Source organism: Winogradskyella sp. 4-2091 (genome assembly GCF_045765065.1).
In the GTDB taxonomy this organism is placed as follows: Bacteria; Bacteroidota; Bacteroidia; order Flavobacteriales; family Flavobacteriaceae; genus Winogradskyella.
Genome location: NZ_JBJKOD010000024.1, coordinates 1 through 13750, shown reverse-complemented (window position 1 = coordinate 13750; position 13750 = coordinate 1). Strand labels below are relative to the sequence as shown.

The 13750-nt window shown below is 32.6% G+C and carries 12 protein-coding genes; 1 reads left to right on the top strand and 11 read right to left on the bottom strand.

Going from position 1 to position 13750, the window contains the following annotated elements:
* From ACJBCC_RS16955 to ACJBCC_RS16905, 11 genes are all read right to left on the bottom strand, one after another.
* The coding region (locus ACJBCC_RS16955; protein WP_407557886.1) for a hypothetical protein at positions 1-393 on the bottom strand (393 nt) is incomplete at its 3' end.
* Positions 394-437: 44 nt separating this feature from the next.
* A complete protein-coding gene (locus ACJBCC_RS16950; RefSeq protein ID WP_407557885.1) occupies positions 438-3254 on the bottom strand; it encodes a BT4734/BF3469 family protein in 2817 nt (938 codons plus the stop codon).
* A 424-nt stretch (positions 3255-3678) separates the two neighbouring features.
* A complete protein-coding gene (locus tag ACJBCC_RS16945) occupies positions 3679-4386 on the bottom strand; it encodes a M48 family metallopeptidase (protein ID WP_407557884.1) in 708 nt (235 codons plus the stop codon).
* 3 nt (positions 4387-4389) lie between these two features.
* Positions 4390-7647 carry a type I restriction endonuclease subunit R gene (locus ACJBCC_RS16940; protein ID WP_407557883.1) on the bottom strand — a complete coding sequence of 1086 codons (3258 nt, stop codon included), beginning with the start codon at positions 7645-7647 and terminating at the stop codon, positions 4390-4392.
* A 2-nt stretch (positions 7648-7649) separates the two neighbouring features.
* The gene (locus ACJBCC_RS16935) at positions 7650-8480 is read right to left on the bottom strand and encodes a DUF2971 domain-containing protein (protein WP_407557882.1); all 831 of its coding nucleotides are present in this window, start codon (positions 8478-8480) and stop codon (positions 7650-7652) included.
* Positions 8473-8799 carry a hypothetical protein gene (locus ACJBCC_RS16930; protein WP_407557881.1) on the bottom strand — a complete coding sequence of 109 codons (327 nt, stop codon included), beginning with the start codon at positions 8797-8799 and terminating at the stop codon, positions 8473-8475. The genes ACJBCC_RS16935 and ACJBCC_RS16930 overlap by 8 nt, the downstream gene beginning before the upstream one ends.
* Before the next feature lie 2 nt (positions 8800-8801).
* Positions 8802-10046: a restriction endonuclease subunit S gene (locus ACJBCC_RS16925; protein ID WP_407557880.1), complete on the bottom strand. Its 1245-nt coding sequence runs from the start codon at positions 10044-10046 to the stop codon at positions 8802-8804.
* 1 nt (position 10047) lies between these two features.
* Positions 10048-11532 (bottom strand): type I restriction-modification system subunit M, encoded by a 1485-nt coding sequence (locus ACJBCC_RS16920; RefSeq protein ID WP_407557879.1) that lies wholly within the window; start codon positions 11530-11532, stop codon positions 10048-10050.
* Between the two features lie 50 nt (positions 11533-11582).
* A complete protein-coding gene (locus ACJBCC_RS16915) occupies positions 11583-11807 on the bottom strand; it encodes a DUF2188 domain-containing protein (protein ID WP_407557878.1) in 225 nt (74 codons plus the stop codon).
* 216 nt (positions 11808-12023) lie between these two features.
* The gene (locus ACJBCC_RS16910; protein WP_407557877.1) at positions 12024-12608 is read right to left on the bottom strand and encodes a restriction endonuclease subunit S; all 585 of its coding nucleotides are present in this window, start codon (positions 12606-12608) and stop codon (positions 12024-12026) included.
* 242 nt (positions 12609-12850) lie between these two features.
* Positions 12851-13330 (bottom strand): YqiA/YcfP family alpha/beta fold hydrolase, encoded by a 480-nt coding sequence (locus ACJBCC_RS16905; protein WP_407557876.1) that lies wholly within the window; start codon positions 13328-13330, stop codon positions 12851-12853.
* A gap of 106 nt (positions 13331-13436) precedes the next feature.
* Between ACJBCC_RS16905 and ACJBCC_RS16900 the strand changes: the two genes are divergently transcribed.
* Positions 13437-13750, top strand: a 314-nt coding sequence (locus tag ACJBCC_RS16900; protein ID WP_407557875.1) for a hypothetical protein, incomplete at its 3' end; no start/stop codon positions are given.

The window sequence follows — 13750 nt, the reverse complement described above, 5'->3', positions numbered from 1 at the left end:
AGATACTAGATTACGGTTTTTAACAATACCATATAATTTTGTCTCATTTGACATATTAAATATGGATAAATAATACCCGTGATTATTCAACTCTTCTAATATAAATCGGTATGTATATACCCAATCCAATTCGTAGGTTTGAATAAGTAACCAGTTTAATATTCTAGAAATATCCCATTCTAGTCTTCTTATAGGATATTCATTAATATACTCGACTTTCTCTACTGAAATGTCAAGGTTGATTTTTGGAATTTTAGTTTCTTCTATCTGGTAATTGATGATTGTTCCTTCTGAATCACACAGAGTGAAAACATTGTGTAATTCTTCTTTTTTGCAATCATTTATATCTCTTGGGATTTCATAAATAAATATGTTATCAAAATTGTCTTTCATAATTTATGTTTTTATGGGCTGATTAATATCAGCCCGTTTTTATTTTATGCTACTAGTTTATTGTAATTATTCATTATTAGAATGACTTGTTTTGATAACTTGTATACACGTTTATTATTTACTCTGTTATCAATTAATTTGTAATCATAGTAATCACACCATTTGGTAATCCAGCCTTTTAATCTTCGAGAAGATAGATTGTGATTAGAATGCTGATAATACTGTTGTTTAATTGTTTCTAATCTAAAGAATTCTATTTGAAAGCTATCTAAATTGTCATCCATAAACGACATGAAGTCTTCAGATGTATCAGCAATAAGACTTTTCATTTTCATTGAATCTGAAGACATATCTATTAAACCTTTTTCTAAAAAGAGCTCTACACAACCTGTCATATAGTGATAATAATTGTTCCAATCGGTTTCCTTCCAGCTAGTAAAAAACTCTCTTCCAAACTTATCGACTGGTGAATATTTAGTTGAATAGAAATCTGATAAAACTAAATCGAACCTACGTCTCTTAGAGCTTTCGTCACTACCCTTAATGGGGTAATTGCTACTCAGTAATATTTTTGGAGCTAACTTAAAAGGGATAATCTCTTTGTTTGAATACTTTTTTGTTATTTCGAAATCATCAGAAATCAAATTGTACATATCCGTAAAGTGAAATCCTTGCTTTAAATCGTCGATAAACACAACTTCATTGGTGTGTTTTACTGGAGCTAGTGCAAATCCATCTTGAGCAGAATATCTTTTTCCATCAATTCTAACAACGTTTGAAAACATAGATATAGCCTTGCTTATTAGACTTTTACCTCGTCCTCCATTGGCTTCTTGAAAAGACGTCGAGTTATCCGATAAGATTACAGCTTTGGCACTGGATTGTGATTTGTAATTACTACACAAGTAGCCTAAAGCAGAGCGAAAGGAGTCAATATTACCGTCTGCGATATCTGCAACAAACGTTTCAAAATCCGATTTCCCTTGAGCTTTTTCAAGATATTTATGTTGAATAATTTGACTTGCATAAACAGGGTTCTCAAGCTCAGAATAATTTATAAACTGATTTTGTTTATGTTTTGAAATAACTAGTACTCCATTTAAAAAGTATTTATAAACATCTTCGGAAGTGTCTCTTTGTCTTTCGAATCCCTCTATCTTTAAATCAGACAGAAATAAATCACTATATAATGCCTTTTGTTTTAAGAATGTGCTTATTAATAACTCATTGCCAATTTGTGTTTCTCTTATATAGTTAACAATAAAGTTCTTAATATCAAATATGTTTAATTCATATATTAGATTATTCTTTATTTCATAGTACTGAAAACTTCCTCCTGTATTTAAACAAAAAATGTTTGCTGATTTCAGAAACTTTATAACTCTAAACTCATTAACCTTATATCCAGTAATCCTACGTTCTTTATCAATAATCACTTCCCAGAAAACTTGATTTTCAGACTTTAAATCGTCAAGTTCTTTCTGCACCATCAAATCATTATTGTCAATTTTATTCTCAGATAGTAATTCATTCAGGTCATTTTCATTTTCTAAAAGTGCTATTACTTTTCGTTTAAGCTCATAGTTTTGCCATGGTTTTGAATTAAAAATAGATTCTTTCTTGCACGCGCTTGATACAATAGAGTCAAGTTCTTCATCGCTTTCAAAAACACCTTTAAATCTTTCATAGAACAACGCTGTAATATCAGCTTCTGGGACACCAGCGGAATACAATTTAATCGCTAACTTATAAAGGTTGTTGTTTCTATTACCTTCGGCGAGAGAGTTTTTATATTCCCAGTATTTATAAACTAGCTTTGTTATTTTGTCTAAGTTTGTTTCATCAAAAATTGACCTCTCTTTTTCTATATCATTTTCGATTTTTATTAGTTTTTGTTTCGATTTCTTTTGCTTAGAAGGACTTAGTTTTTCATTACCAGCACTTACTTCTAATTTTTTTGTAAAAACCTCTGCTTTTGTATTGATATATAAATCTGGGTCAGAAGACATAAAACAAGACCTAGCGATGTCTTTACAGGCATCATCAAAACCATCTATTGAAGAAAAATGTACTTTTGCCCCTTCAAAATACTGTAAATGTTCAATAGTATTTTTTCTTTCTACCTTAATCAGTACTTTTAATCCGAAGCCTTTTGGAGATTTAAATACAGCATATACATAAGGGTCTTCAATTAGTCTCTCTTTAGCTTTTTCAATATCTTTAATTGAATTAAAATCGTCAAAATCAAGACACATATATTTGCTAAATTTTATAAATCTATCACCATGCCTTTTATAGAATAAGCCGTTAAATAAAACTACGGGAAGTTTCTTTTTTAAGGTGTTTTTTTCTTCTTTAGATTCAGAGTTTCTAATCTCTTTAATTAGAGTCTTATGTTTTTCATTTTTAATATCCTCTAAAACTTTAGAAATAGTTGTGTGTTTAGGTGCGTTGGAATACAAATCTTCAAAAAAGGTAACCTCTTTATTCTCTACTATCGATTCAATAGCATATTGTCTACCAACTGGAGTTAGCTTTAAGTCAAGTGATTCAAACTCTCTTTTAATAGTCTTAAAAACTTTGCTATTTTTCCCAAAGTCTTTGAAAGCTTTCCACATTTTGGCTTTTAGCTTTGGATATTGTAAGTCTTCTTCTGACGATGTAATTGGCGTTTCGCAATAAAACTCAAGAATAAGCTCTAGGTCTTCTTTAGATATTGTTTTATTAAGGAGCGCGTCTTCAAGCATAAACAGCTCGCCTCTTATTTCGCTTTGCGCATTATACATATTGTTTATTACGCTTTCATTTATTTCTTTTACTTCTTTATAATTGAAGTTGTTTTGTTCGTTTTGAAATATCATTTGTTTTGATTTTTAAAATTTGTATTTATTTTCATAGTAATTTTTTTTATTATTGATTTCACTTCTGTTTGCTTTAATGCTATTCATTCAGCTCGGATATTATTCATTTGTATTATTTTATACTTTAAGAAAACGATTGTTTTAATGAAATGTCTCTTTGTATTTTACAAGAAGTATTTTATCATGTTTATTCGTTCCTATATTTAGAGATAACGAACTTTTTAAAAGAATGGATTTTTTTGTTTTGAGCATAAAAAAACCACTCATCGAAATGAGTGGTTTTTAATTTTAAAATTGAAACAGCGAACTAAAAAAAATGCTTGTTTAACAATAATATATTTCTAAGTAAATATTAAAGAAGTGATAAAACACTTATATATACAATCCAAAAATATGAGAGGGGAGGTAAATCAGAAAGCTCGTGCTAAGACAAAAGCTTCTCCAGCTTTTCTTTTGATGCTTTCCAATTTGGTAGTTTCTTACTTAAAAGCTGATAAAAAGAAGTACTATGATTATAGTGCTCAAGATGACAAATTTCATGAACAAGAACGTAGTCTATACATTCTTTTGGAGCTTTTATAAGCTCCAAATTAAGATAGATAGTTCCATCAATAAAACAGCTTCCCCAACGGTTATTTAACCATTTATACTTGAGCGACGTTTGTTTTTCAGATAGCTCTTTTGCTAATCCTAATTTGTTTTCATAAAGCGTATTAAAATGAATAATAGCTTTAGACTTATACCATTCATTAAGCTGTTCTTTTATTTTTTGTGTTTGACTTTTATCCTTAGTTTCAATCCAGATATAGCCTCCTTTTAGTTTAGTGGATTTATTTTTTGACTCAGTTATTTTAAGCCTATAAGTTTTCCCTAAGTAAAGGTGTCCTTCACCACTTTGATAAGTTTTGTCTAGTGTTCGTGGTTCATAGCTTAAAAAGAAAGATTTCTGCTTAAATATCCATTCTGCTTTTGACTTAACCTTCTCTACTATCTTTTCCATAGGGGTTTTGTAAGGAGCAGAAACAACTACTGAGCTATCTGGATACACTTTGATGCTTAGTGTTTTTCGCTCCTTATAAACTAACTGAAAATCAATTCTAGAATTACCATATTTGATGCTTTTAAACTCCAATGTTTACTTGTATTTTAAGATTGCAATTTTCAAACACTCCTCAATCATATAATCGATTTTATCCCAATTAGTATCTATGTCAAATTTCTGATGTAAATCATAGATAACATCACCTAATTCTATGTTGATTTTACCTGTGATATCTTCATTCCTATGCCAGTCAATTATTTTTTTCTCATTCAGGTAAATGTGCTCTTTGACTGTTTTGTCTATTGACAAACTAACTTCAATGTGAAATGGAGTTTTTAAGAGTTCTAAATCTTCAAAAACAGATTTACTAAAGTTGTAAAAAGCTAAAGCCACTATATTATCAGCAAGTTCGGCAGGTGCTTCTTCTGAGCGTCCATTAAAGAATTTCTCTTCGTGTGCTTTAGCTCGTTTTAAATACTCAGCTTCATCGATGCGTTTTTGATGGTAGGCTGCTATAGTCTCTTTAATAAGGTCTGCAAGCTTTCTAAAATAGATTGGGTCTTCTTGCATCTTGATATTTATAGCTTTCACAGTTCTACTAGCTATATGGTCTGCCTGAGCTGCTGCACCTTTTACTTTTTCTACCTCTGCATCTCTATCGTCTTTATTGAAAATATCAACCAACTCTGTTATTTTCATCACTTCACCATCAGTAGTGATGTGCTTATTAATTAGCTTCTGTATCTGCGGTTCAAACTCTTTATAAGCGATGTCATCATTATAACGTCTAGTTACATCAACGCGTAACTTTAAAAAGAACTTAGCATCACGTTTATAGGTGTCTATTTTTTTATCATCAGTATTGGTCACAAAATCTACAGACGAAAGAGCTAGTTTTAGCAATCTAGCAAACTGACTTACCTTTGTGTAGAATGAATTTCTCACATCTTCTGGTGACAAATGCTCTTCATACGCAGTAGGTTCTAAATTTCGACCTTTTAGTGTTTTAAAAATATCCCAAAGCTCTGAATGTGCCTGTGGTAATTTGTCAATTTCTTCATTGATATTGGTCAAAGTACCTTCAAGGTCTTTTTCATCAAAACCGTCAAGATTTGAGTAGGTACTTAAAGCAGTGTCGAGATTTTCTAAATTACCGTAATAATCTACAATGTACCCATAATCTTTTCCTGAATATACTCGGTTAACACGCGCGATTGCTTGTAATAAGGTATGTTCTTTAAGAGAACGACACAGATAAAGTACCGTGTTGTTAGGAGCGTCAAAACCAGTTAAAAGTTTAGCTACTACGATTAGTATCTCAGGTTTGTCACGCTTCTTAAACTGATTTATAATACTTTTCTCATATTTCTTTAAATCACCATATTTATCAATCATTGCATTGAGGTATTCATCCTCTCTGCGTTTGTCTTCATTTTCATTGAAGTAACCGTCCTCTGTTCCTTCTCTTTGGTCAGATTGAGTGACAACAACCTCAGAGTCCACCATTCCTATTTCATCTAAGTACTTTTTATACAGTAAAGCAGCTTTTATGGTTGGTGCTACTAATTGTGCTTTTGGCTTGTAACTGTCATTATGCGTTTGGAAGAATTCTGTATAATGCTCACTAATATCCCAAGCTCTTGCATATATCACTTGGTCTGTTTTATTAAGCTCATTTACGGTATTGAATTTCTGTTTCAACTTAGCGCGACCTCTTTCTGAAAGGTTATTACGCACTGCGAGTTTTTCAAAATAGGTGTTTATGGGAGCTTCATTAAGGGTAATCTGATTGTGTCTTCCTTCATAGAGAAGAGGAACTACAGCACCATCATCTACCGCATCTTTTACCGTATATGCTTTCCCTATATAACCTCCAAATTTATTAGCCGTACTTTTCTCCTTCTTCATTAAAGGCGTACCTGTGAAAGCCAAAAAGCACGCGTTGGGAAATACTCGCTGCATACTTACATTGAATGTTCCATATTGTGTTCTATGTCCTTCATCTATCAAAACAAAGATATCAGAAGACATAAATGGCTTTTTATTATTCTTAACCGCTGCTTCAAACTTGTTTATGATGGTCGTGATAATAGCATCATCACTATCTTCTAAAAGCTCTGTAAGGTGTGAACCAGTTTTTGCTTGACGTACAGCCTTCTTACATTTTTTGAATGTGTCAGAAATTTGGTCGTCAAGGTCAACACGGTCTGTAACAAGAATGATCTTAGGGTTTGAGATATGTGGATTTGAAGCCAGCATTTGTGCAAGCATAACCATCGTAAGCGACTTTCCACTGCCCTGTGTGTGCCAAATTACACCTCCATTTCGTTTACCGTTGCCATCAAACTTTGTTACTCGATTTATGGTGTTGTTTACCGCAAAGTACTGCTGGTATCTTGCAACTTTCTTTATACCGTCATCATACAGCGTAAAGTTTCGTATTAAATCTAATAATCGCTCTGGTCGGCACAGGTTATAAATCAACTTATCCTGTTCAGTGAATAATCTTTCTTCGGTATCGATACCGTCAAAGCTTCTACGCACATACTCAGTTCGTTCTTCAAAGACCATATGTTTTTGGTCTTGGTCTAGAGGTTTGTTTTTAAGCTCTTTTAATCCTGCCCAGTATGCTTTTTCTGATTTATTAGAAGTAAACTGTTCTGTCCATTTTGCCCAAAACTCTTTACTAGTTCCAGTGGTTGCATAGCTTGCTGCATTGGTAGCGACACTCATTAACAGATTTGAGTACACATATAAAGACCTTATACCATCTTTACTAAAGTTTCTCGTGTGCTGTTCAATACCTAGAGTTACAGGTGGTTTTGTACCGCCTAAAGATGGGCTTTTGCATTCAATAATGACCGTAGGAATACCATTGATAAACAATACTAAATCTGGTCTATAAGTATCCGTTCTTGCAGTTCGCATTACAGGGAACTCCTCAGTAACGTGATACACGTTATTCTCAGGATTTTTCCAATCTATGAAGTTAATGGTGTGACTCTTCTTATCACCATCAATACTCTGTTCAAAGGCTTTACCTAAAGTAATCAAATCATAAAAAGCCTTATTAGCATTAATAAAACCATCTTGAATAGGAAGGTCTTTAACTGCTAAAACTGCTGAGTTTATGTTAGCATCAGAAAAATCATATTCTTTACCACGACGTGTTATGCTGTTAATCTTACCTAATTGATTTCTTAGGATTTCTGTAAACAATACCTGTGATTTCCCACTACGCCATTGTTCTGCTTGTTTAGGACTTACATATTTATAACCCATATTAATGAGCAACTGCAATGCTGGTATCTGAGAGATATTATCTTCTCTAAAGGATGGTGTTGTGCTCATTTTTATAATTGTTTTACTCTATCAACTAATTGATAGAAGGGTTCTAGTTCTGACTTTTGGACTTTTATGTGTTCTCCAAGTGCTTCAAAATCTGTTTTTGCTTTAAGAAATACATCATCTTTCATTGCAGGATGCGCAATGATAGTTATGTCAAGCTCTTCAAAATTTTCTAATTGATATGAAAAAAAGTTTGGTTTGTCTTCCTGACTTTTATCAACTAATACTATTCTATATTCGTTTTCGTGCTGGAAAGATTCATCCTTTCTAAAAGCGAGATACAGAACCGTATTTTCTTGTTCATTCTCTATTACTCTAGGAAAATCTTGATATTTTACTCTTCCAACTATGATGTTTTGCTTTCGCGAAAGCGTATTTAACCCTATAGATTGCTTAACCTTATCTTGAAACTGTTTTCTATTTACCTTAATGGCAAACCCATCTTCCTTTGCATAGTTGCGCCACATACCGTCTGACTCTCTATCTGAACTGAACCAGCAGCTTACATAGTGCGCCTTTTGATTCCAAATCATCTTTTTACTAATTGATTTAAGATGAGATGCTGATATTTCTTTTTGCTCTTTCCAGTCTTTGAGCATCGCTGGTGCAATGTCTTCTTCACGCTCTATAAAACAAGTCTCATAATGCCATTGAAGCTCTGTGATATCATAGGTTGATATACCTTCTAGTTTATCATCAAACCTATCCATAGTAGGCATATAGATAGATTTTGTAGTGAGTAAGCTCATTAACTTATCTAAGCTCATATATCTGTACAGAGATTCATTCTTAATCCCAGTAGTGTTATACGTTTCCCAGTGTTCCATTTTACTCATCTTGCTTAGTATTTAATTCCTGAATACGCTCAAAGAGTTGCTGTGAATACTCACTATAAGCAGCATAGGTTTGCATTTTAAGATAGAGACCATAAGAGATACGACCTTGTGCACGAGGCTGAGTAAATACAACTTCCATATCAGTATCTAGTTCTCTTTCTTCTGCTATAGTAACAATGCATTCAGCATAAGCACGAATCATTTGTTGATTTACAGTTGAAATATCAATACGATGAATATGATTACCTAATCCATTCATAATTGCATTAAATCTAGGCTGAAAAGCAGCAATAAACGCCTGTATAATTCTTTCTTCCATATCTAATCTGTTTTTACACGTTTTTGCCCAGTTAATAATTGTTGCATTAACCCTTTTTTCTGCTGTTGGAGACTTTCTAAATGTTTTGATGCTGTATCAATTTCTTCATCGACTTTATCAAACACATTAGCTATAGCAACTTGTTCTATATAAGATGGAATTTTGACAATCAAAGTTTCAAAAACATTCCACCTTAGCCCACCTCTTCTTGCTATAGAACCAGACATATTACTCTGGTAAGCGTATATCATTCTTTCCGTCTTTAAAAGACGAAAAAAGAAAGAATCATCAATACTATCATTGGTTTTAAATACAGTATACATAGGACTTACTAAACCTTTATCCCATATATCCTGATACCCAATTGAACCTTCTTCTATGTGATTAGTAGCGTATGCAAAATAATTCCTAGGAACAATTTTGTATTTGCTCAAATCATCTCCATATACTTTTCTCCCAAAATATTCAAGAGAAGGAACTAAACCGTCATACTTAGTACAGGATAAAACTTCAATACTCTCATCATCTTTATTCTTATCTGTAAATTGAGTTGCTACATCTCCAATATTCATCTTCTTCCATCCCTCAGTAAACCCAGCTAGTCGTTTCTTACCAGTTAACAACTCTTGCATTAAGCCTTTTTTACGGAATTTTAATTTGTTAATGAGGTTTTGAGTGGTTTCAATTGCTTCATCCCATTGGGATAGGATATCGGCTATTTTTTGTTGTTCTTTTAGAGGTGGAGAAGGAATATAAGACTGCTTTAGGTGAACTGGTCCAAAATTTGGTTGCGCACCACCTGTAATCAAGAAATCAATTTGGTCTTTAAAAAATGAAGAGCCTAGAAATGACTTCAAATATCCTAAAGTTAGATTATCATTAGGTTGAAATCTTATAACGCTAGTATTCATCATTAGTGGCAAATCTTGTTCTCGTACTATAGCAGTCTTACAATAAGTAGCACCAGAGCTCGCCATAACAATATCATTTAACTCTACTTCAAAGTGTTTATATTTTTCTTGAAATTCTCTTAAAGAAATATGCCTATCTGTTTTGTCTAAATTTAGAATCCCATTTTCTAAATTAGTTACGTTGATAACCTTCATTCCCTCTTTGGTAAATTGCCAATTTCGAAGTCCTGGTCCTTCCTGAAAAAATACAACTTCTGATAAATTCACAATATCCCAATGTGTTGGAATTTTATTATGAAAAGCCTTTTTAATAAATTTTCGTTTTAGCATTTTCATATTAATATCCCATTTCTTTAAGAAAGACTTCCATCTGCCCTTCAACCTTGTTCAATTTCGCTTTAAGCGCAACTATCTCTTTTTGCGTCTCCACAATATCTACAGGCTCTTCTTCTACAAAGGTGTCAACATACCTTGGTATATTGAGGTTATAATCGTTTTCCTGAATTTCTTCTAGCGTAGCAATGTGGCTATACTTATCGATAGCTTTCCAATCGGTAAAGGTGTTATAGATTTTTTCTACATCTTCTTCACGCAGTCTATTTTGGTTTTTACCATTTTCAAACTCATTACTCGCATCTATAAATAGGATATCAGTATTATCGCCCTTGTTCTTATCAAAAATCAAGATAGATGCAGGAATACCAGTACCAAAGAATAAGTTTGCTGGTAAACCAACTACAGCTTTTAACAAGTTTTCATCAATTAATTGCTTACGTATTTTTCCTTCACTGCTTCCGCGAAATAGTACACCGTGAGGTAATATGACACCAGCTCTACCGTGCTCGTTTAGGGTCTCAATCATATGTGTAATAAAGGCATAGTCTCCTTTGCTCTTAGGAGGCACACCACGATGGAAACGACTGTATCTATCTGACGAGGCATCTTCTGCGCCCCATTTATCCAAACTAAAAGGAGGATTTGCAACTACTACATCAAACTTCATTAAAGCATCATTCTCAACGAGCTTAGGAGAGTTTAATGTATCTCCCCATTGTATGTTAGCATTGTCCATCTCGTGCAGGAACATATTCATTCGTGCAAGTGCATAGGTAGAACCGTTCACTTCTTGACCATTAAGAGATACGTTAGTGTTACCAACTTCCTTAGCTACTTTTAATAATAGCGAACCAGAACCACAAGTAGGGTCGCATATACGGTCTCCTGCTTTAGGTTCTACTAGTTTTGCAAGTAATACAGATACTTCAGATGCGGTGTAGAATTCCCCAGCTTTTTTACCTGCACCAGCAGCAAAATTGGATATCAGGTACTCATAAGCATCCCCAATTACATCATTACCCACAAGATTAGATGGACGCAAGTCTAGACCTTCAAAATCTTTTAACAGATTTTGTAAACGTCTATTTCTATCTGTTGCCTGACCAAGGTTAGCCTCACTATTGTAGTCTATATTTCTAAATACTTTTTCAAGCTTGCTTCTGTTAGCTTCTTCAAGAGCTTCTAGCCCTATGTTAATAATGTCACCTAGATTTGTTTCGTTACGTTTAGAGTATAAATAATCAAAAGAAGATTGTTCTGGTAGTGCAAAACGCTCGTGCTTTAAAGCTCTTTCTATACGTGCTGCATCTCCTTTGTACTTCTTTTCATACTCTTCTTTCTTCTCTTTATTTACATCAGAAATGTATTTTATAAAGAGCATTGTAAGTATGTAGTCTTTGTATTGACCAGCATCTACAGTACCTCTAAAGGTGTCGCAGGCTTTCCATACTTTATTGTTAATTTCTGTTTGTGTTAATTTACTCATTGTATTTTTATTTAAGGTGCGATAGCGTGCTACCGCTCCTGATTAGTTGTTTAGCCTTTTGGTGGAAATTTGTCGTTTCCGTGAGAATCTTTTCTCTGAATTTTACCATCCTTTTTATGAATGACTAATTCCGTTTTTTGTTTCTTAGAAAGGGCTCTACTGTAATCTACAGCATCTTTCTTAGTTTCAAAATGTTTTGAAGCTCTTTTAGCTCCTCCTTTTTTTGAGTCCCATCCTCCATCTGAATTAGGAACTACGTGTCTTGTTTTACTCATGTTAATAATTTTAAATACACTCAATATTATCTCGGAGTAGAGCGTGTAAATCCGAGTCTAAACACATCATATTTTGATATGTCGTAAGATTGGTATACTTTTGTTTTTCCAAGAACATTGTTAATCTCAGTTCGGTGACAAGCCTCTGAGTTCAAACAATACCAATCTAAAGTCTTAAAAAGTGACTAGCTTTTAAAGACTTTTTTTTATGCCTTATTATTTTGTTTTATTGGTTAATAGCTGATTTAAAACACCTTGTTTGAACATCCGTTTTTTTTCAAGTATCTGACTGGTTATACTTATTTCCTCATCTAGGAGTTTTGATATTTTCACAATTTTTTTTTGCTCTTCCAGTGGAGGTAGAGCTATTTCTAGGTCTAGTAATTCTTTTTTAGTTATTGAAATCATTGAAGAACCAGAACCTAATAAAGTTAATTCGTACTGTTTTTTACTAGAATTAAGTATAGTGGATAAATAATGACCGTTTACCTGATTTTCATCTGTCCTTATGATATAAAATAAAGATGACGGTATAACTTTCCCGAATTTTTCTTCATATGCCCAAGCAAATATTCGCTGTCCTTTACCAGCTAATATAATATCGTTGGATTTCAGCAGAAACTTATTATCTTTATTTTCTAACTTAACAAAACTATTTTCAAACAAAGTTGGATTAAGGTCGTCATCAAAGTGACTAGAAGTTAAATACTTAACAGAGCCCTCCATTTCTTTTTTTTGATAAAGACCAAATTGCACATCTGCAATTTCCCCTAATTTTGTTATTAAAATATTTTTGTACATCGTTTCTAATTTTTCACAAATATAGAAATCTTTATTAGAAATTCAAGCACCATTTGATGATTTTTATTTTTGTACAGTGTTTCAAATAGTAAATTAAGTGATTTTAACCCAGGTAAATTGGGTGTTCTGAAAGATTTATTTGTTCAAAAAAAAATGCCTTTATTTTTTAAAAATAAATAAATAAATATGAAATATTAATTAGGTGAATATGTAGTTGTTATATGCTCTATTTTGGAAAACTACTAAAGTGAGTCTACTATTTTTGAAAAATGTTTTTGAAAAACTTCTAAAGGCGTTCTGTGACCATTTGGTTCAAATGTATAAGTGAAATTCACTTTTCTGTCTTTAAGAAAATTTAGTGTGTCAACTGGGATTACTACATCATCATTTTTACCTAGGATGATTGTATGTTTTATTTTTAGATTTTCGACCTCGTTAATTTTCGGTTTTGTAATGCTGTTTTTTTCTAGTGAAGGATTAAATAGAAGGCTGGGTATGTTAAACTTGTTACTAATATGATATGCTAAATAAGCTCCCATAGAACTGCCGATAATAAGGTGGAATTTATTCTGCTCGCACAACAACTCTAAAGAATTAAATATCGTTTCAGAGCTCCCCTTGTAGTTTAGAAATGGATTAAATACTTTATAATTCTCCTGAAGCCAGTCTGTTTTTGAAGATATATTACTTGACATTAAGCCGTGAAGGTATAGGATATTCATTATCAGTATTTTTGATTAGTAAATTTATCAAAAAAGTATGACACTTAATTACTCTTGTCATTATAGTTGTAAGATATCTTAATATATTTGTCACTAAAAATCATACATGACTAAGGAACAATATTTAGAAAAACATATCTATATAGGTTTAACCGACTTAAATACAGGGTTTGATTCTTCTCAAATTAAATACTTTAATGATGAGGATTTTAGTGTTATAATTAAACGTGTCAAGGAATACGGTATTGGAATATATGGTATAGAACCTTGGGATATGGACAATCATTATTACGACACAAAAGTACATGAAGAATACTCTAAAGAACCAAGTAATCCTGATTGGTTCGAAGCGGCCTTTAGTTCTTTTATGAATAGAGGAGAAAAGCTTAAATATTCTGCTAGTTATTATATTCCTAAAGA